We start from the raw sequence: 16,984 nt of genomic DNA on the forward strand, positions 1-16,984 counted from the left end.
CAGCGTCCGCGGCGCTTGACGGATTGTGATCTCAGGTCAAGTAGTCGCTCAATTTTTCGACGCCTTTTTTGAAGGCGCCGCGCACAACATGCTCCAAGATATGCGCGTTCCAGTGGTCGATGTATGACGCGGTGCCGGACACTTTCTTGTCGTCACGTGATGCCATAACGACTTTACCGCTGGCCGACCAAATATGGACATGGTTCCAGTCCAGTTTCACTGTGTCGCCGAAGCCGAAAAGCTTTGATCGCACAAGATAAGCGTGCGTGTCGGTTACTTCGATGCTGCCGAAAGATAGCCTCTTACCCGCTTTAAGTGCCTGCGTCATCTCGATAATAAGGCGGACGCAGACCGCACGCCATAGGCAGTCGATGAACTTCGTATAGGTCGCCTCTTTCTTCAAATCGATAAGTGTCGATCCGCTCTCCGTCCCGATGCCAATTTTGTAATCCGTCCCTGTGGGTATTCCGTTGACTGATTTCCGGATTCCACCCCAGCGCACCGCGGTAATCGAGGGGAGTTGGTATTTCCGCCCCTTCCACTGGATTCCCTCGGGGCCAATGGAAAGTTCGTCCTTGAAGAGGACGCCGACATCGGAGCGGAACGTGATGGAGCTTGCCCATTCCTCGTCTTGCCGCTTGGCATCGATCGCACTTTGTTTGATCTCAACGATCTTCTCGGCGTCAAGGTCAGCGATTTCAGCGAGTTCGGGCAAATCGGCGAACAACTCCCGCACCAATGCGGTCGTGCGCTCTGCCAATTCGATCATATTGTGTTCATTGTTGAGGTCGATTCCTAATGACCGGATTTTTGCCCCCAACCCGAAGCTGGATTGATCGGTCGTGCCGCGCGCCTTGGCGTTTAATTGGATGGGCTTTGCGATCGTGCACCAAACACGGCTCATCTCCTCAATGGCGTTGATCGCGCCGCCGACCTTGGCCTCCCCATACGGTGCGAAGTCAATCGCGCTCTGGATTTCCAAAGCGATTCTCTCGGCACGCGCTGAAAGAATTGGCTCGACTTCCAGCGCGTAGGCGTCGACCAAGTCATCGATCAACGAGGGGGCCGGATTCCTGCCTTCGTCGGTCGCTTGGCGGACCATCAGCACCATCGATTCGACCAGGCGTGACGACTCCATGCGGTCAAGGGCGCCTTTGATTGCCGCCTTGTAAGCGGCACGTCGATTGTCGAGTTCGGTTTCGACAGCGGCGCGGTCCAACACCTCAGGGAATCCGGCGATCGCACGATCCTCATTGATATCGAGCAATGTCGTTGTGGGGTCGATCGCATCGACGAGCTCGGCAAGTTTGATTGCGTGCGTGGCCATTTGGGGCGGGGCCAAATCTTGAGCGAGTTCGAACGCAGCTGCCGTTAAATTCGCCCGCGCCAGCGGTGGAAGCCCTTCTTCATAGGCAACCGCCAAGCCGCGCTCCTCAACCGACGCCACAGCTTGCGCTGCCTTTTTCGGTGCGACGCCAGGGAGCCACGAGACTTCTTGCGTGAGGCGGCCTTTGGGGTTGGTCAGGGCTGCACGCGCCTTTTGTGCCTCGTCGCCGCCTTGTTCCAGAGATTTCTCGTCAGCGAACTCGACAATCTTCCGCCGGTCGTCTCGGGTCGTCGCTCCGATTACGTAAAACGCATTAGCGTGAATGCTTGTCCTGCTTATGGATCCAGGGCGTGTTTCCTGCGCGTTGGTGTCAGGCGATGTGCTCATGATGGGCCGTCTCGTGTTTTTTGACTATTCGCTTCCGTTTCCACTATCGTCGCTACCACTGTTGCCGTTGTCATCGCTGTTATTGCTGTCGTCACTGGATGTCGAAGGAGCCGGAATGACGGGCGGATAGACGGGAGCCGGAGTCTCGTAGCGATTGGACAAGTCGGGAACATAGGTCGGCGCGGGCGCGGGTGGCGTGGTTGCGAGCCAGCTTGCGCGCGCCATGCTTTCGATGCGAGAACGCTCGCTTTCCAACTCGCTAGCGACGCGCTCCTGCGCACCTTGTTGATATCTGTAACTCGAGCAACGCGAATTATAGTCGCTGATTTGTGCATTAAACCGGTCCACGTCAGCGCTGTTCGTCACCTCTGTCGCGTTTCGCCAGATTTCCAGCCGCATCTTTTGTGCGACGCAGTAAGCTATCTGCGAGTCGCTGAGCAGCAAACCAGCGCCTTGCGGTGGGAGCGATTCAACAACCGGCTCGGGAGTGTAGGCCGGTGGTTGCACGGGTGCAGACTCCGCAGCGGGAGCGGGGGGAACATATGCTGGCGCCGGCAAAGCCGGCGGCTGGTCAACGGGCACGGAAGGTGCCGGCGTCGACCCTGCGTTGTTCGCTGAGTTTGCCCCGTAAATCAGAATAGCCGCGAACGCGACGGCACCGGTGATCCACAGCGCCTTGCGAGTATCCTTTATTTTTTTAGGAGTGCTATGCGTCTCCGGCTGTGAGCTGTGTGCCAACCGCTCCAACCCTTGATCATTTAGCCCGGCCGGCGGGACTGATGGTGGCGGCGAGGGTGGGGGTGCCAAATCCGCCAAGCCGGCGAACCCACGCGCTTTGTCCTTTGATCCATCTGTGCTCATGCCCACACCTTATACGAAACCAATGCGCCGGCCTTGGCCCTCGTCGGCGCGCGATGGCGCACCATCCAGGGCCGAAAGCAAGAACACCTGCTCGATCTTCGATTTACCCGCTCGGGCTGAAAGCCGGGCGCCTTCCCGAACAACGAAAGCGACGTCTGACAGCGGCCTGCCCGCCAGACGTTTCGCGAGAGGGGCCCGGTCCACGCCAGAGTCTTTTGGAAGGTCAGACAGTAGCTTGCTGAGCAGTGCGGACACTTCTTCCTCTGTGGCAGGAGGGACTTCGATCACGTGGTCAAAGCGCCCGCGCCGCAGGATGGCCGCATCGATCATCTCGATCCGGTTCGTCATTCCTACGACAAGGACATGGTTTCTTCCGGCCTCGGGAATTCGCCGCAGAAACTCTGCGACCTCCTCGACACGATGATGGCTTCCTCCAGATCCTGCTTCGCGGTCGGCTAGGAAAGACTCCATCTCGTCGATTACCAGCACGGAAGGAGCACTCTTCATCGCCTTGTTGAAGATCTCTGCAACCTTCTTGCTAGTCTCGTGGATGTATGGGCTCGCGACGCTCGACGCATCGATCTGGAAAGATGGCCACCCTAGGAACTCCACGAGCTGCTCGACCGCAAAAGTCTTGCCACAGCCAGGCGGCCCATGCAACGCTATGGCAGACGGAAAGCCTACCCCCAAAGCTGCGTATCGCTCTTCGTTTCTCACGATGTCAACGATGTGCTCGTTGAAGAACGCCTCAAGCATTGGCCGGCCGGGCAATGAGAACGGTGCGTCTGAGTCGATGCCCGCATTGTCGCGAAGCATCGGAATTCGATCGGCAATCTCGGGGCGGGCTAGGGCCGCTTGCTCGTCATCGTCCTGCGTCATGTTGGTGAGCGCCACTACTCCGGACGCCGAGACCACATCGGTTAGGTTCGTAGAACCCATCCAACTGAGCATCTGCGACAGACGCCGGCCCGCCGTGGCGGACACTCGTGCGCCCCCTGTAAGCCAGTATCCGAGGAGCACATCGTCGTCAACGCGCGACGTGATCGTATAGGTCGGCAGCAATCGGCTGATGGCCTCGACATAAATCGCATCTTGCAACGGCGACTCGGCATCTGCCTCACGCGTCGCTTTTAGCGCTAAGGCGAAGCTGAGAGCCTCAGCTTTGTTGTTTGGAGATCGGCAATCGTTGACCGGAGTCAACATCTTGCTCGGAGCACTCGAGAGAGCGCGGAGCTTGGCAGAGCCGAACGACAGAGGTTTTAATGCCGTGTCGTCAATGAGCCTTGCGGAGACCCATTTTGCATGGAGCGTCTCGTCGACGATAAGCGCTCGGCCGCCACCTTCAGTCGCGGCGATCTGCCAGCCGAGGCCTCCATGGAGCAGCCTTCCACAACGTGCTCCGTCAGGCAATTTGTGGCTGATCGGTAGCCAGGCATCTAACGACATGGCCTATCCTACCAAGATGTTTGAACCGGTCAGCATCTGATCATCCCCGCCGAGGCTGATGCGGATCGAGTCCAAATGGTCAACGACGCTTCGCAACTGGTCGATGTCGTTCTTCTCAAGAGCGGTGAGGCCCGCCAAGGCGAGTTGCTCGTGTTCCCGGGCATTGTGGAATAGGTGGGGAGAGCTCGCAAGCCACTTGAATCGGTCGATGACAAACCAGTCCTGGCGGGCGAGAATGTCCCAGTTTTTCCCACGCATTTCGCGCAAGTGCGATTCGAAGTCGCCGCTGTTGTTGGCGATGGCGCGCCGCGCGGTGGCGGCGAGGTTGTCGAACGCAGATTCCTCAGCGGGCCTTGCATGCTTTCTTACAATTTCGTCGAAGATGGACACGCAACTCTCAAGGTCGATCGTGCGAATGTCCCGCAAGTTTGCTCTGCGGGTAAGAGCCAAAAGTTTCTTCGCATCCTGCACGTCATCCATGGCCTGCTTGGCGGATTCAGGATCACCCTTTGCCGCGTCGGTCCTCGCGCTTTGAAGCTTGGCGCGAGCGCGATCGAGTTGAGGATCGTCGACTTTTTTCGCAATAGCGTCGATGCGGGATTCCAGACTCCCCGCGTCGTCCTCGATCAGCTTTGCCGCGTTGGAGTAATCGATCTGACCATCTTGGCGCGAATAGAAATTGCGGCCGCTATTAAAGTTCGCGCCAATCGACGGGACCGTGACGTCGAGCTCGATCGCTCCGGAGTCATGCGCTTCGTAGTCGACGAGCAACTCCGCTCCTTTGACGATGACACCGTCCGAGAAATCGGAGCCCCGAATCTCGAAGAGCCCAATGAAGCGATTGTCTGTGGGAGGTTCGTCGATCGAGCCCTCGAACAGCTTGAACTTGAGAGAACCCGGAGCCCCGGCCCGTAGCGATTCGTCTGCGCGAAACGTAATTTTCCCCCTCTTCGGAAGAGGGTCGCCCTCGCGCACGATATAAGCCATGATCATGCGGCCGCCAAGCTTCTCGCGTGCCTCGACCCCGATTGAGTGCGAGGCAGGAATGGCGTCGATTTGCGCGGCCGTGCGGGCAATAATGATCTTGTCTTGCGGCAGTGTGATGTGCCCTCCGGCTCCATCGAAGACGAAGACCTTGAAAGCATTCTCACCGGGTTTGGCTAGGGGCACTTCGACGTTGGCGCCATCCCTGAGCTCGACTCTTCCAGACGACCATCCGGTATCGAGGCTGTCGATCTGGAATGCGGCGCTGGCGACAACTTGACCCGTAGCCTTGGCGACGATGCGCGCCTTCGTGTCAGGCGTGCGCGCAACGTAGTTGAAAGTGAGGTTCAATCCGCCACCGGATGAAAGTTCTCCGCGCCCGCTCTTGCGTCCCCGGCTGTGGCTCGTCCAATCAATGGATTCCGCGAAAACTGCTGCACCCTCCGACACCGCGGTCATTGGATTGACATCCGTCGATGCGGCGATCCCCAGTTCAAAGGCAACCTTATCGCGCAGCGGCTTGTACTGGGTTGGTCCGCCAACGAATACTACTCGGCCGACGTCGTGTGCGGTGAGTCCTGCCTTGTCGAGCGTATCCCGTGCCGCCTGGATGGCTTCTTCGAGTTTATCGGCGATCAGATCGTCGTATTCGGCGCGGGTGACGGGAATATCCAAATAAATATCGGCCCCCGATCTATCCTTGACGCGCAGTTCACTGTCATCGAGGCTGATGATCGACTCGTCCCTCGCCGAAAGCTCGATCTTCGCTCGCTCGGTCGCCCACTCTGCCATGTGACGCAGCGCGCTGTATTGTTTGTCTAACGAGAAGTTATCCGGCAAGTCGAAGTTTTGCATCAACCACGGCTTGACGATATTGTCCATGAGAGCGCGATCGAAATCGCGTCCGCCGCACATAGCAACGCCACCATGTGCCAGCAGACTGACACGGCCGTTGATGCTTTCCGCTATGGCGATATCCAGCGTGCCACCGCCCAAATCAAAAACGAGGAAGATGCCATCAGATTTGCGTTGGCGCATGACGCTCATCACGGCAGCTACCGGCTCCTGCATTAGTGCGACTTTGCCAAGTCCTGCGGACTCCGCCGCTGCCATCGTCGCGTCTTTTTGCATTTGGTTGAACGCGGCCGGCACCGTGATCACGGTACCCGTATCCGGGTCGTTTCGAATCTCTTCCGGTAAATAGCCGAATAGCACGCGCAGAATCTCCGCGGAGCACTCTTCGGGCGTCATGACCAGTCCGACAGCTGACAGGTTAATCGGCGTGCTTGTGCCCATGAGACGTTTGAAAAGCTTCGCCGCATTGTCGGGACTGCGCGCAGCATTTTCGTAGGCCCGTTGGCCGAAGTATCTATTGCCGCGCTTGTCCACAAAGATCGCCGAAGGCGTCACGTCGTTCTGCTCGGGGCTTTTGTAAAGCCTTACGTTCTCGCCGTCGTAGGTGGTAATCGCGCTGTTGGTAGTGCCGAGATCAATTCCAACGTAATGCTTCATGTGCGGCTCCTGCTCGCGAGCAACATGGTTCCTGCTTTGACGACGCCGTTGGCGCCCATGAGGATCGGCTCGACCATCTGTTCGACATAAAGCTGTTCGTCCGTCCCGTAGTCGCCGATGTTGAGCGCGGAGGCGGCCATTCCAAGGTCGTAGTCTTGGCCCTCGAGATTCACGAGGCGCAGACCAGCGACCTGAAGGCTCTCGTCGAGCCTTTTTTGAAAATAGCGAAGCTGATTGGCATATCGGCCGGCCTCGCCGGCATCCAGTTTTGTCAGAACCTTGGCGAAAATTTTTGCGAATCGCCAACTCTCAACGGCAATGTCGATCAATGGCTGGCGATCGACCGTTGCTCCCTCGATCTGAGTATCCATTTATCCCCCGCGGCAGAAAGCCGGCACTCTAGGGAGTCGCGGCGTGTCCCTGCCAGAACCGGTTACAAATTGTTGCAATACTACGTGCGGGGACGCCAATTGTCGACTGTATGGACTCAGATGATCTGACCAAGATATTCGGCGACTTGGGAAAAGTATGACGATTAAGCAAGGTGGTCACGCGACTGGATCGCGTACTCAACTGCTGGCGTCGATTGGGCATGGCCGCAAATTTCCAAAAAATCGGAAACCGTCACGCGGAAACCCGCGTGGCTAGGTGCTCAAAATTTGCACATCAATTTGGAAGCGTACCCTGCGCAAGCCTTGCCTGGCAAAGGTTTGAGGCTCGTCGGCGATGCTCATTTGGGATCAGAGGGTCGAAGGTTCGAATCCTTTCGCTCCGACCACGAAAAAGCAATACGAAACCCGCGTCGCCTTCGGCTTCGCGGGTTTTTGCTTTTCTGGCCGTCGGGCACTGATGGGCTCGTGCAAACTCAGGCTGGTGGTTCGATGGGCTTCATGCGGAACGCGCAGGCTTAAAGAGCGTCGGGTACCGTGTGCTTCTGCGTTTATGCCGGCACCCAGGCCGATTTACACGCCGGCATACGCCCGCGCTTATACAATCCGCCCGAGCCAACGCCTTGCGGCCCCACGAGCCCGCATGCGACAGTGATTGAAAACCCGGCGCCGCTGTCTACGCCGCAACCAGAGTCAAGGAGGCACACATGAATCTGATCCTCTGGCGTCACGCCGAAGCCGAAGATTTCGCCTCGAGCGATCTCGCCCGCGCGCTCACCACGCGAGGCCGCAAACAGGCGCAAAACGTCGCCAAGTGGCTACGCACCCGCCTGCCCGACGACGCAGTGATCCTCGCAAGTCCCGCGGTGCGCACCATCCAGACCGCTGAAACCTTGAGTGACCAGTATCGCGTGGTGCGTGAACTCGCGCCCAACGCCAGCGCGGACGATGTACTCGAAGCTGCCGGATGGTCAAAAGGCATCGCACCGACCGTCGTGATCGTCGGCCATCAACCGACGCTCGGCCACGTTGCAGCCCGTTTGCTCGGCAACAGCGGAGCGAGTTGGCCGCTGAAGAAAGCCGGCCTATGGTGGATCGAAAGCCGGGAGCGTGACGGCGACGACCAGGCCGTGCTGCGCGCGGCAATGAGCCCCGATCTGGTCTGAGCTGAGCTGAGCCTGGGTCGCGCAGCCCGGCGATCGAAGAAGTCCTGCTGCGCCCGCAAATCCCATCGGTCGCGCGGAAACAACACACGACCCGCCCCGGCCCACGACATTACAAGCCGCGGGCAGGCAGCTTACGGGCAGTCATCCAATCGTCATGGCTCTGCCATGCGATCGTCACCAGGCGTTACTACATTGGCGAAAAAAGAAATCTCCCTTTTTTCGACCAGGACGCCACATGCGAGAACTGCCGACGCCCACCCTGCCCCTGGCTTCGATCTTCGAAACGCGTCGCCTGCCGCACGCCGAAGAGACGGTCACTGCCCAGCATCGCCTGCAAGTCACGTGGGCGCGCACCGACGAGGACCTGCGCGAGGCCCAGCGTCTGCGCTACCGCGTATTCGCCGACGAAATGGGCGCCCGTCTGACGGGTCCGGCCGGCCTCGATGTCGATTCGTTCGATTCATACTGCGATCACCTGCTGGTGCGCGATCTCGATACGTTGAAGGTGGTCGGCACCTATCGCGCGCTGCCGCCGCATCAAGCCGCCCGTATCGGACGCCTGTATGCCGAAAGCGAATTCGACGTATCACGCCTCACGCACCTGCGCGCGAAGATGGTCGAAGTAGGCCGTTCGTGCGTGCACCCGGACTATCGCAGCGGCTCGGTAATCATGTCGTTGTGGGCAGGGCTCGCCGCTTACATGAAGCACAACGGCTACGAAACGATGCTCGGCTGCGCGAGCGTCGCGATGGTCGACGGTGGCCACTACGCGGCGAATCTTTACTGCTCGCTGCGCGACAACGCGCTGACGGCTCCGGAATATCGCGCGTTCCCGCACACGCCGCTTCCAGTCGAAGAATTGCAAACCGGCGCCAACGTCGCGCCGCCGCCGCTGGTGAAGGGCTATCTGCGTCTCGGTGCGAAGATTTGCGGCGCACCCGCTTGGGACCCCGACTTCAACACGGCGGACTTTCTGACGCTGTTGCGCCTCACGGATATCAACGCCCGTTACGCGCGACACTTCCTTGGCGACGCATCGCCGCGTTGAGCGGCGCGCACACCGCCCGGCTGATTCAGCGGGCTGACGATGCGCATAAAAAAAGCCCGGCGATTCCGTCGGGCTTTTTCATTTACATCGCATGATTCTCACTCGTCCGTGTAAACCACGCGATAGGGAATGCCGACCTTTTCCCACTCTGCGGCTTCCTGAATCAAGCTGTAATCCGTTAGCGGATTGTTAGCCACCCACTCGTTCGGCAAACGCACTTCATAACCGCCGTTGACCTGGGTGACCGCAATACCCGGCAAGCCGACATCGGCACGCCGGCGGCACAGCAGCGCCGCGAGCCGCAGACAGAACAACAGCGGCCATTCCACTTCGCGCGTTTGCGACAGCTTGCCAAGTTTCCCCGCGTGCCCGAGCACAAGCGCAGCGAGCCGCGCCTGGTCGGTGCGCGAAAAACCCGGCATGTCGGCATTGCTGGCGATATAGGCCGAATGCTTGTGATAAGCGCTGTGGGAAATCGACAACCCGATTTCGTGCAAGGCCGCAGCCCAGCCGAGGAACATGCGATTCTCGACGCGACGCTCCTCGTCAGGCTCGGCAAACTGGTCGTAAAAACTCACCGCGAGTTCGCCGATACGCCCCGCCTGCGCGCGGTCCACGCCATAGCGGCGCATGAACCCCCCCACCGTCAGCGTGCGCATGTCCTCGTGCTGTGCACGGCCCAGCAGGTCGTAGAGCACGCCGAGGCGCAGCGCGCCGTCTGTTGTATCGACGTAATCGACGCCGAGTTCGTCGAACACCGCGATCATGATCGACAGGCCGCCGGCCAGCACCGGAATGCGATCGCCCTTCAACGCGACCAGCTTCAGACGATTGACGTTCTCCGCCTTGATCAGCGCGCGCTTGAGCCGCTCGAGGCCGCCACGCGAGATGCCGTGCGTCACGCCCGGATCATTGAAGCCGTTCGCCTCGACCAGCTCGGCAAGCGCCCGTGCGGTACCGGACGAGCCAATAGCCTGTTCCCAGCCGGTTTTTTTATACTCAGCGGAAATAATCTGAATTTCGCGGCTCGCGGCGAGTTCGGCCTGGCGCATCGTGTATTCGTCGACGTTGCCTGCCGGGAAAAACGCACGGCTATGGCTCACGCAGCCGATATACAGGCTCTCCATCTTGATCGGCGTGTAGTGCGATCCGATGATGAACTCCGTCGAGCCACCGCCGATATCCACCACCAGGCGCTTGCCCGCGCTCGCGGGCACGGAGTGTGCGGCACCTGCGTAAATCAGACGCGCTTCTTCGCGCCCCGCAATCACTTCAATCGGGAAGCCGAGCGCGGCTTGCGCCTCACCGAGAAACTCGCCCGCGTTCTTGGCGATACGCAGCGTGTTGGTGGCAACGGCGCGAACATGATCGGGATGAAAATCGCGCAGCCGCTCGCCGAAACGCTTGAGCGCGTCCCAGCCGCGCACTTGCGAGGCACGGTCGAGCATCTTGTCGCGTGACAGACCGGCGGCAAGGCGCACCGGTTCACGCAATGCGTCGACCTGATAAATCTGACTACCCGCTTCGGTTTCCTCGACCCGGCCCACGATCAGCCGGAAGCTGTTCGAGCCGAGGTCGACGGCAGCGAGGAGTTGTGGAGTATTGACCATCGAGTAAGCGAACTCCATGCGCGCGTGCGCAGCGGCGTTGGATGCGAAAGGTGCCGGATGTCCACTTGGTGCCTTAGGCGCCTTATGATCAGCCGCGCGGTTCAAAGACGCCATTCTAAGCGTACCGGACCTCACGATGTCACCTCGCAGTGAAGGGTGTGCGCCATGGTCCCATATGCACTGCGTCATAATTACGACACGCGACGAATCCAGCGTAGAATTTATAACTTCAAGAATGTCATAACAACGTCATCATACTGTGAGAATTTCCGAGCGTCTTTGCCCGCCTCCTCCTGACATTCCATTCTCGCTGCCGATGTCCATCCGCTACCCCTTATTGAATCGCGAGCTGGGCATTCTGGGTTTCAACGAGCGTGTGTTGGCACAAGCTGCCGACCCAGCCGTCCCTTTGCTCGAACGCCTGCGCTTCATCTGCATCACCAGTAGCAACCTCGACGAATTCTTCGAAGTCCGCATGGCCGGACTGCAGGAACAGATGCGCGACAATCCGGGCGCACTGTCGCCTGACGGCATGTCGCTGCAGCACGTGTACGACCTCGTGGTCGAGCGCGCGCAGAGGCTCGTGCATCGCCAGTACACCATGCTGCACGACACGGTGCTTACCGCGCTTGAAGCGGAAGGCATCTATTTTCACGGCACGGAAGCGTGGAACGAAGCGCAGACCGAATGGGCGCGCAAATACTTCTTCGACGAACTGCTGCCGGTGCTCACGCCGATCGGCCTCGATCCGGCCCACCCGTTTCCGCGCGTCCTCAACAAGAGCCTGAACTTCGTCGTCGAACTCGAAGGCAAGGACGCGTTCGGCCGCCAGGCGATGATGGGCATCGTGCAAGCGCCGCGTGCATTGCCGCGGCTCGTGCGCATGCCGCAGGAGCTGTCGGGCTATCCGCATGGTTTCGTGCTGCTGAGCTCGTTGCTGCAGCGCTTTGTCGGCGAGCTGTTTCCGAATCTGGTGGTGCGCAGTTGCAACCAGTTTCGCATCACGCGCAATAGCGAACTGTTCGTCGACGAAGACGAAATCACCAATCTGCGTGTCGCATTGCAGGGTGAATTGCCGGCGCGGCATCTGGGCAATGCGGTGCGGCTCGAAGTGTCGGCCGACACGCCCTCGCATGTCGTGCGGCGCCTGCTCGACGAAAGTAGCCTGACCACCAAGGATTGCTATTTCGCCGACGGCCCGGTCAATCTGGTGCGGCTGATGCAATTGCCGGAGATGGTGGACCGCCCCGACCTGAAGTTCGTGCCACATATTCCCGCGATTCCGCCACAGATCGCCAACAGCACGAGCATGTTCGACGTGATCGATCAGGGCGACGTGCTGCTGCATCATCCTTATGAGAGCTTTCAGCCGGTGCTCGAGTTGCTGCTGCAAGCAGCTAAAGACCCGAACGTGATGGCCATCAAGCAGACCATCTATCGCACGGGTACCGACTCGCCGCTGATGGACGCGCTGATGCAAGCGGCGCGCAACGGCAAGGAAGTAACGGTAGTGGTCGAACTGCTCGCGCGCTTCGACGAAGAAACCAACATCAACTGGGCGTCGCAGCTTGAAGCGGTGGGCGCGCACGTCGTGTACGGCGTGGTGGGCCACAAGTGCCACGCGAAGATGATGCTGATCGTGCGGCGTGTGTCGTCGGGCGGCAAGACCACGCTCAAGCGCTACGTGCATCTGGGCACCGGCAACTATCACCCGCGTACCGCGCGTCTTTATACCGACTTCGCCCTGATGACCGCCGATCAGAAGATCTGCGAAGACGTGCACCACGTGTTCCAGCAACTGACCGGCATCGGTGGCGAACTGTCGCTGCACGAGTTGTGGCAGTCGCCGTTCACGCTGCATCCGAAACTGGTCAATGCGATTCGCGCGGAAGCCGATCACGCGCGTGCCGGCAAGAAGGCGCGCATCGTCGCGAAGATGAATGCGCTGCTCGAACCGACTGTGATTGCCGAGCTGTACGAGGCGTCACAGGCGGGCGTGAAGATCGATCTGATCGTGCGTGGCGTATGTTCGTTGCAACCGGGTGTGCCCGGCTTGTCGGAGAACATTACGGTGCGCTCGATTGTCGGGCGCTTCCTCGAACATCACCGCATCTTCTACTTCTACGATGGCGGCAAGGAGCAGGTGTATCTGTCGAGCGCCGACTGGATGGACCGCAACTTCTTCCGGCGTGTCGAAGTGGCGTTTCCGGTCAACAACCGTCGGTTGAAGCGGCGTGTGATTGCTGAAGGGCTGTCGGCGTTTCTCGGCGACAACCAGTCCGCGTGGCTCATGCAAAGCGACGGCCACTATCGGCGCCGGCGGCCGGGCAAGTCCTCGCGCAATGCGCAGATGAGTCTGCTGGGGAAATTCTGTTCGTGAGTGTGTGCTTGTGTGTGCGTGCCGCTGAACCTGCGGCGCGCATGAAAAAAGCCCGCCTTGTTTTTTCAGGCGGGCTTTTTTTCAGGCCGATGTTCTCAAACCGGTGCCGGTTGCCGACGTGCAGTGCGGTACACCGGGAAGCGCACGGTGAACGTGCTGCCACGCCCCTCTTCGCTCTTCACATCAAGTTGCGCATCGTGCCGTTGCAGCACATGCTTGACGATGGCGAGGCCGAGGCCCGTTCCACCGGTATCGCGCGAGCGGCTGCGATCGACGCGATAGAAACGCTCGGTCAGACGTGGAATGTCCGCAGCCGGAATCCCCAGACCGCTGTCCGTAACCGAAAATACCGCATTGCCACCGTTGGCGTGCCAGCTCACCCTGATCGCACCGCCGTCCGGCGTATAGCGAATCGCATTGGTCACGAGGTTGCCCAGCGCGCTGAGTATTTCTGTTTCCACGCCGGTGACTGTAAGCCCTTCGTCGGCATCGAACACGATCTTGTGATGGTCGCTCGACAGGTTTTCCGCGTCGTCCTTCAGATGCCGCAGCACCGCGCGCATATCGATCATCTGATCGCTCGGCGGCTTGTTGTCGCCTTCGAGCTTCGCGAGCACCAGCAAGTCGTTGACGATATGACGCATCCGCGAGGCCTGCTGTTCCATCAGTTCGAGGTAGCGCCCGCGCTCGGCTTCGCTTAGCGGCAGTTCTCGCATCGTCTCGAGAAAACCCGACAAGACGGTCAGCGGCGTCTTCAGTTCGTGCGAGACATTGGCGACGAAGTCGCGCCGCATCGCGTCGGTACGTTCCAGTTCGGTGATGTCCTGCGACAGCACCAGCTTGCGATTTTCGCCGTACGGAAACACCTGCACCGACAGCACGTTCTGGCGCTTGTCGCCCATGCCGCGCATGATCAGCATCTCTTCGTAGCGATGCGAATTCAGATAGCGCACGAAATCGGGCTGACGCACCAGATGTGTGATGTGCTGGCGCAGATCGCGTTTCGCATCGAGCCCGAAATGGAGCTCGGAGATCGCGTTGCACCACTCGATCTGATCGTGATCGTCAAGCATGGCCACGCCGTTCGGCGAGGCCTGGATTGCCTGGATGAAACGCGAATGCTGTTGCTCGACCTGACGCACCTGCGCATGCCAGCGCTTCGCAAGCTTATGCAGACGGTAGTAGATTTCGCCCCAGATGCCGGGAGCGCTCGGCACTTCGCCGTAGACCGGCGCGTCGAGCAAGCGCCACAAACGCTGCTTGTGGAAGGTGCTGAAGAGGCTCTGCGCTAGCAGCATGACAATCGCGAGGATCAGCGCTGCCTTGACGTTCAGAAGTGCGCCGACCGCCGCGCACAGAACGCCCAGCAGCACGACCGACACGATGGAGCGCGCCCAGATGATGTTCATGTTCTAGCGATCGAAGAGAAAACCGTACGCGCCGGGATCTGATATCGCGGCGGCTAACGTAACCGATGTGACCTATGTAGCGTAAGCGGCATCTATGACGCGCGCGTGGCTCAAGCACCGCCACTCGCGCTACCGCAGAAACTCAGGCGCTCTTCGCGAGCCGGTAGCCGCTGCCGCGTACCGTCTCAATCATAGCATCGCATCCAGCCGGCTTGAGCGCCGCGCGCAGACGCTTGATGTGCACGTCGACCGTACGCTCTTCGACGAATACGTGGTCGCCCCACACCTGATCGAGCAGCTGCGTGCGGCTGTGCACGCGCTCCGGGTGCGTCATGAAGAAGTGCAGCAGACGGAATTCAGTCGGGCCGAGATCGAGCTTGATCTCACTGCCTTCTGCGTGCGCGGCCACCCGGTGGGTTGCCGGGTCGAGCTTCAAACCGTTGATCGCAACCAGGTCTTCGGTCAACTGCGGCGCGCGGCGGCGCAACACCGCCTTGATACGCGCCATCAGTTCTTTCGGCGAGAACGGTTTGGTGACGTAGTCGTCGGCGCCGATTTCGAGGCCGAGCACCTTGTCCTGCTCATCGCCACGTGCGGTCAGCATGATGATCGGAATGTGCTTGGTGCGCTCGTTGTTGCGCAGATCGCGAGCGAACGCGATCCCCGACTTGCCCGGCAACATCCAGTCGAGCAGGACGAGGTCGGGCAATACGTCGCTGATCAGGTTCTGCGCCTGCTCCGCGTTGTACGCGCGAATCGGGCAGTGTCCGGCGTGTTGAAGATTCACCGAAATCAGTTCGGAAATGGCGGGCTCATCTTCAATGACGAGAATGCTGCTGGGCATCGGCACCTCTGATCCTTATAACTGATTAACTGAGTGCTTCGCGTTCGAGCGCGTCGCGCGACTTGTGCCGCACGTCGGTGCCCTTGACGATGTAGATGATGAATTCAGCGATGTTTTTCGCGTGGTCGCCGATCCGTTCGATCGCCTTGGCGATGAACAGGAAATCCAGACCCACCGAAATCGAACGCGGATCTTCAGTCATGTACGAAATCAGCTTGCGAACGAAAGCGCGGAATTCTTCGTCGATCGCCTTATCGTCGCGCACGATCTGCGCGGCGGCGACCGTGTCCAGACGCGCAAATGCGTCCAGCGCGCGGCGCAGGATCGACACCGCCATTTCGCCCGACAATTTGATCTCGGCGATATTGATGGTGCGCGAGGCGCCGTCTTCCATCAGACGCTTGGTACGCTTGGCGATTTTTTCGGCTTCGTCGCCAGCGCGCTCGAGATTCGTAATGGTCTTCGAAATCGCGATCAGGAGGCGCAAGTCGCGCGCGGCCGGCTGACGGCGCGCAATGATGTTGCTGCACTCTTCGTCGATCTCGACTTCCATCGTGTTCAGGCGCTCTTCGGCCGCGATCACCTGTTCGGCGACGTCGAGGTCGAAGTTGTTGAGCGCGATCATCGCGTTGACGATCTGCGATTCGACCAGGCCGCCCATTTCGAGCACCTTCGAAGAAACGAGGTTCAGGTCGGCGTCGAACTGGCTGGACAGATGCTTATCGGACATGTCGTACTCCGTTGTTTTTGCGCGGCGGCTTAGCCGAAGCGGCCAGTGATGTAGTCCTCGGTTTCCTTGCGGACCGGCTTGATGAAGATCTTTTCGGTGTCGCCGAACTCGATCAGTTCACCGAGATACATATAGGCAGTGTAGTCCGAACAGCGTGCGGCCTGTTGCATGTTGTGAGTGACGATCACCACCGTGTAATCGCTCTTCAATTCGGCGATCAGTTCTTCGATACGGCCCGTGGAAATCGGGTCGAGCGCGGAACACGGTTCGTCGAGCAGCAGCACTTCGGGACGGATCGCGATACCGCGTGCGATGCACAGACGCTGCTGCTGGCCGCCTGACAAACCGTAGCCGCTCTGGCCCAATTTGTCCTTCACTTCGTTCCACAACGCAGCCTTGGTCAGCGCCCATTCCACGCGATCGTCCATTTCCGAGCGCGGCAGCGTTTCGAACATCTTCACGCCGAACGCGATGTTGTCGTAGATCGACATTGGAAACGGGGTCGGCTTCTGGAACACCATGCCGATCCGCGCGCGCAGCAGCGAAATATCGCGCTTGGAGGTCAGCAGGTTTTCGCCGTCCATCAGGATCTCGCCTTCGGCGCGTTGCTCCGGATAAAGCGCGTACATCTTGTTGAGCGTGCGCAACAAGGTGGACTTGCCGCAACCCGACGGGCCGATGAACGCGGTCACCTTGCCTTCAGGAATCCGCAGGTTGATGTTCTTCAGCGCGTGATACTTGCCGTAGAAGAAGTTCAGGTCGTTGATCTCGATCTTCGGACGCGACGGCGTAAGCGCCTGGCCGCTTTGGGCGGGATCGAAACCGGCGGGCGCTGTCGGACGCGCGATCGGATTGATTTGAGTTTCTGCCATATTCATCGGATTACACTCC

13 protein-coding genes are annotated in these 16,984 nt (G+C 59.6%); 3 read left to right on the top strand and 10 right to left on the bottom strand.

What is annotated here, in order from left to right:
* Positions 1 to 31: 31 nt before the first annotated feature.
* The 5 genes from KHO31_RS03325 to KHO31_RS03345 form a co-directional block, all read right to left on the bottom strand.
* The gene (locus KHO31_RS03325; protein ID WP_211622776.1) at positions 32 to 1,714 is read right to left on the bottom strand and encodes a hypothetical protein; all 1,683 of its coding nucleotides are present in this window, start codon (positions 1,712 to 1,714) and stop codon (positions 32 to 34) included.
* Between the two features lie 24 nt (positions 1,715 to 1,738).
* Positions 1,739 to 2,221 (bottom strand): hypothetical protein, encoded by a 483-nt coding sequence (locus tag KHO31_RS03330; protein ID WP_211622777.1) that lies wholly within the window; start codon positions 2,219 to 2,221, stop codon positions 1,739 to 1,741.
* A 363-nt stretch (positions 2,222 to 2,584) separates the two neighbouring features.
* Entirely contained in the window at positions 2,585 to 4,021 is a 1,437-nt protein-coding gene (locus KHO31_RS03335) for an ATP-binding protein (protein ID WP_211622778.1), read from the bottom strand.
* A 3-nt stretch (positions 4,022 to 4,024) separates the two neighbouring features.
* A complete protein-coding gene (locus KHO31_RS03340) occupies positions 4,025 to 6,517 on the bottom strand; it encodes an Hsp70 family protein (RefSeq protein WP_211622779.1) in 2,493 nt (830 codons plus the stop codon).
* Positions 6,514 to 6,888, bottom strand: coding sequence for a hypothetical protein (locus KHO31_RS03345; RefSeq protein ID WP_211622780.1), 375 nt, complete (start codon positions 6,886 to 6,888; stop codon positions 6,514 to 6,516). Before KHO31_RS03345 ends, KHO31_RS03340 begins: the two co-directional genes overlap by 4 nt.
* Before the next feature lie 725 nt (positions 6,889 to 7,613).
* Between KHO31_RS03345 and sixA the strand changes: the two genes are divergently transcribed.
* Together sixA and KHO31_RS03355 are read left to right on the top strand one after the other, a co-directional pair.
* Positions 7,614 to 8,072 (top strand): phosphohistidine phosphatase SixA, encoded by a 459-nt coding sequence (gene sixA, locus KHO31_RS03350; RefSeq protein ID WP_201070016.1) that lies wholly within the window; start codon positions 7,614 to 7,616, stop codon positions 8,070 to 8,072.
* A gap of 235 nt (positions 8,073 to 8,307) precedes the next feature.
* Positions 8,308 to 9,120 carry a GNAT family N-acetyltransferase gene (locus tag KHO31_RS03355; protein WP_201070019.1) on the top strand — a complete coding sequence of 271 codons (813 nt, stop codon included), beginning with the start codon at positions 8,308 to 8,310 and terminating at the stop codon, positions 9,118 to 9,120.
* Between the two features lie 98 nt (positions 9,121 to 9,218).
* Here the strand turns inward: KHO31_RS03355 and ppx are convergent, their stop codons facing one another.
* The gene (ppx, locus tag KHO31_RS03360) at positions 9,219 to 10,844 is read right to left on the bottom strand and encodes an exopolyphosphatase (protein ID WP_201070023.1); all 1,626 of its coding nucleotides are present in this window, start codon (positions 10,842 to 10,844) and stop codon (positions 9,219 to 9,221) included.
* A gap of 202 nt (positions 10,845 to 11,046) precedes the next feature.
* Here ppx and ppk1 point away from each other — a divergent pair, with 202 nt between their 5' ends.
* Positions 11,047 to 13,110 (top strand): polyphosphate kinase 1, encoded by a 2,064-nt coding sequence (ppk1, locus tag KHO31_RS03365; protein WP_201070027.1) that lies wholly within the window; start codon positions 11,047 to 11,049, stop codon positions 13,108 to 13,110.
* Between the two features lie 95 nt (positions 13,111 to 13,205).
* Here ppk1 and phoR read toward each other — a convergent pair whose 3' ends face one another.
* From phoR to pstB, 4 genes are all read right to left on the bottom strand, one after another.
* A complete protein-coding gene (gene phoR / locus KHO31_RS03370; protein WP_201070030.1) occupies positions 13,206 to 14,519 on the bottom strand; it encodes a phosphate regulon sensor histidine kinase PhoR in 1,314 nt (437 codons plus the stop codon).
* A 142-nt stretch (positions 14,520 to 14,661) separates the two neighbouring features.
* Positions 14,662 to 15,363, bottom strand: coding sequence for a phosphate regulon transcriptional regulator PhoB (gene phoB, locus KHO31_RS03375; protein WP_028199153.1), 702 nt, complete (start codon positions 15,361 to 15,363; stop codon positions 14,662 to 14,664).
* Positions 15,364 to 15,388: 25 nt separating this feature from the next.
* Positions 15,389 to 16,093 (bottom strand): phosphate signaling complex protein PhoU, encoded by a 705-nt coding sequence (gene phoU / locus KHO31_RS03380; RefSeq protein WP_028199154.1) that lies wholly within the window; start codon positions 16,091 to 16,093, stop codon positions 15,389 to 15,391.
* A gap of 29 nt (positions 16,094 to 16,122) precedes the next feature.
* Positions 16,123 to 16,971, bottom strand: coding sequence for a phosphate ABC transporter ATP-binding protein PstB (gene pstB, locus KHO31_RS03385; protein WP_201070033.1), 849 nt, complete (start codon positions 16,969 to 16,971; stop codon positions 16,123 to 16,125).
* Positions 16,972 to 16,984: the final 13 nt, after the last annotated feature.

The organism is Paraburkholderia domus (assembly GCF_905220705.1).
In the GTDB taxonomy this organism is placed as follows: Bacteria; Pseudomonadota; Gammaproteobacteria; order Burkholderiales; family Burkholderiaceae; genus Paraburkholderia; species Paraburkholderia domus.

Bases quoted from the DNA above. Each gene is read 5' to 3' on its own strand.
- KHO31_RS03355 (WP_201070019.1), top strand. From the start codon at position 8,308: ATGCGAGAACTGCCGACGCCCACCCTGCCCCTGGCTTCGATCTTCGAA.
- KHO31_RS03335 (WP_211622778.1), bottom strand. From the start codon at position 4,021: ATGTCGTTAGATGCCTGGCTACCGATCAGCCACAAATTGCCTGACGGA.
- ppx (WP_201070023.1), bottom strand. From the start codon at position 10,844: ATGGCGTCTTTGAACCGCGCGGCTGATCATAAGGCGCCTAAGGCACCA.
- ppk1 (WP_201070027.1), top strand. From the start codon at position 11,047: ATGTCCATCCGCTACCCCTTATTGAATCGCGAGCTGGGCATTCTGGGT.
- pstB (WP_201070033.1), bottom strand. From the start codon at position 16,971: ATGAATATGGCAGAAACTCAAATCAATCCGATCGCGCGTCCGACAGCG.
- KHO31_RS03345 (WP_211622780.1), bottom strand. From the start codon at position 6,888: ATGGATACTCAGATCGAGGGAGCAACGGTCGATCGCCAGCCATTGATC.
- phoB (WP_028199153.1), bottom strand. From the start codon at position 15,363: ATGCCCAGCAGCATTCTCGTCATTGAAGATGAGCCCGCCATTTCCGAA.
- phoU (WP_028199154.1), bottom strand. From the start codon at position 16,093: ATGTCCGATAAGCATCTGTCCAGCCAGTTCGACGCCGACCTGAACCTC.
- KHO31_RS03340 (WP_211622779.1), bottom strand. From the start codon at position 6,517: ATGAAGCATTACGTTGGAATTGATCTCGGCACTACCAACAGCGCGATT.
- KHO31_RS03325 (WP_211622776.1), bottom strand. From the start codon at position 1,714: ATGAGCACATCGCCTGACACCAACGCGCAGGAAACACGCCCTGGATCC.
- phoR (WP_201070030.1), bottom strand. From the start codon at position 14,519: ATGAACATCATCTGGGCGCGCTCCATCGTGTCGGTCGTGCTGCTGGGC.
- sixA (WP_201070016.1), top strand. From the start codon at position 7,614: ATGAATCTGATCCTCTGGCGTCACGCCGAAGCCGAAGATTTCGCCTCG.